The organism is Bacillus sp. FSL M8-0063 (assembly GCF_038005545.1).
Taxonomy (GTDB): domain Bacteria; phylum Bacillota; class Bacilli; order Bacillales; family Bacillaceae_G; genus Bacillus_A; species Bacillus_A wiedmannii.
On record NZ_JBBOTJ010000012.1, the window covers coordinates 1 to 2,334 of the forward strand.

2 protein-coding genes are annotated in these 2,334 nt (G+C 32.9%); both read left to right on the forward strand.

What is annotated here, in order from left to right:
- The first annotated feature begins 205 nt into the window (after positions 1-205).
- On the forward strand, positions 206-1,165 hold the full coding sequence (locus MKX31_RS29080; protein ID WP_088046851.1) for an alpha/beta hydrolase: 960 nt from the start codon (positions 206-208) through the stop codon (positions 1,163-1,165).
- Positions 1,166-1,349: 184 nt separating this feature from the next.
- Positions 1,350-2,081 (forward strand): DsbA family oxidoreductase, encoded by a 732-nt coding sequence (locus tag MKX31_RS29085; RefSeq protein ID WP_064475995.1) that lies wholly within the window; start codon positions 1,350-1,352, stop codon positions 2,079-2,081.
- Positions 2,082-2,334 lie beyond the last annotated feature (253 nt).

The window sequence follows — 2,334 nt, forward strand, 5'->3', positions numbered from 1 at the left end:
GTTTTAAACTTCTTATCAGCCTCAAGTAAGTAATCCTTATTCTTTTGACCCTCTCATATTCATTTTCTTTCATCATTTTTGATGTGTAGTTTAAGATTTTTTATTTTATTTTTTGTAGAAGCAATCTGTTGATGTGTTAAAATAGTGCAGTTGTTTTTTTGAGTACTTGAATATAAGAAGATTTAATTTTGAAAAAGGAGATAATATGAAAAAGATAGGTGTAATTACTATAGTAGTTTTAGTTCTTCTAGCAATTACTTATATGTTAGTCGGGAATTATTTTTATAATTATGCGTTGAATGCGAAACAAGAGAAAGAATTTTTAGAGGATAATCCTCACTTAGTGGAAACAGTGAATGCATCGGGAGGTATGTTCGCTACAAATGAAGAAAAGGATGCGAGCTTTGTCTCAAATCATAAACCTAATACACTACACATAAATTCTTTTGATAAGTTGAAATTAACAGGTTATGAATATATGAATGAACAATCTAGCCATAAATGGGCAATTGTAGTTCATGGATATGATAGTAAGGCATTGAAAATGACGAAATATATCCGGAATTTTTATGAAGAAGGATATAACGTCATAGCGCCAGATCTTCGTGGGCATGGAAATAGTGAAGGCAATTATATAGGGATGGGCTGGCACGATCGTAAAGATATTTTGATGTGGATTCAACAAATTGTACAGAAAGACCCTAATGCTGAAATAGCACTCTTTGGTGTTTCAATGGGGGGAGCAACTGTAATGATGACTTCAGGTGAAGAGTTACCTTCTAACGTTAAAGTTATTATTGAAGATTGTGGATACTCAACTGTTATTGATGAATTTACGTATCAACTAAAAGATTTATTCCATTTGCCAAAGTTTCCTGTTATGAATGCGGCAAATACAGTTACAAAATTAAGAGCTGGATATGATTTAGAAGAAGCTTCAGCTGTAAAACAAGTAGCGAAAAGTAAAACACCGATGCTATTTATTCATGGGGATGCTGATACATTCGTTCCCTATGAAATGTTAGATGAAGTATATAATGCTGCAAAAGTAGAAAAAGAGAAATTAATTGTTCCAGGTGCTGGACATGGAGAAGCCGAGAAGGTAGATTCGAATAAATATTGGAATACCGTATGGAAGTTCGTGGGGAGATACATTCCAGCGTAATTAGATTGTTTTAGATTTGTATATACGATAATCAGAAGGAAGTGTTTTTATACTTTTGATTATCGTTTTTTCTATTTAAAAACTCATTTTAGTTTGTGGTATATAAGGTTTGAAGCATAAATTTTTGAATTCCTTATTGCCAATGCTACAATAATTGAAAACTACATGTTAATGAGGTGTTTCTATGAAAATTGAAGTATGGTCAGATTTTGTATGCCCATTTTGCTATATTGGGAAACGTAGATTAGAAATGGCTTTAGAGCAATTTCCGCATAAGAAGGATGTTGAAGTCGAGTTTAAAAGTTTTGAATTAGATCAAAATGCTCCAATTTATTCTGGAACAAGTATTAATGAAGTACTTGCATCAAAGTATGGGATTAGTATTGAAGAAGCTAAGCGTAATAATATACAATTAGGCAATCATGCAGCTAGTATGGGGTTAAGTTTTAATTTTGATGAGATGAAGCCGACGAACACATTTGATGCGCATCGTCTTGCTAAATTTGCAAAGGATCAAGGGAAAGAAAAAGAGATTACGGAAAATCTACTTTTTGCATATTTCACTGAATCGAAAAATTTAAGTGATGTGGATACGCTTGCTACTATTGCTGAAGCTTCAGGTTTAGATAAGCAAGAAGCTTTACGTGTTATTAATGATAAAAGTGCATATGCAAATGATGTTAGAATTGATGAAGCGATTGCTCAGCAATATCAAATTTCAGGAGTACCTTATTTTATTATTAATCAAAAGTATGCTATTTCAGGTGCGCAACCACTTGAAACTTTTGTCGGTGCACTTCAGCAAGTTTGGGAAGAAGAGAATCCTGCATCTAAGTTACAAGAGCTTTCTTCAGAGGGTGGAAGCGATATGTCTTGTACGGATGAAAGTTGTTCTGTACCTTCAAAAGAACAATAGTTTTTATGATGGAATAGCAACCCATAGAGCGTTTCATGGGTTGCTTATCTATTCTTATAGAAGAGGTATATAAATAGATAAATTAATAACGTAAATAGGATTTTTAAAAAAATGAAGTTTTTTAGAAAAACATGTTGACGATTAAGGGTTAGAGGTGTAATATAGAACAAGTCGCCGATGCAATAACGCAGAACGCGGCAAACGAAATGAAAAACTTAGTTGACATTAACTAACGAAGATGTTAACATAAGGA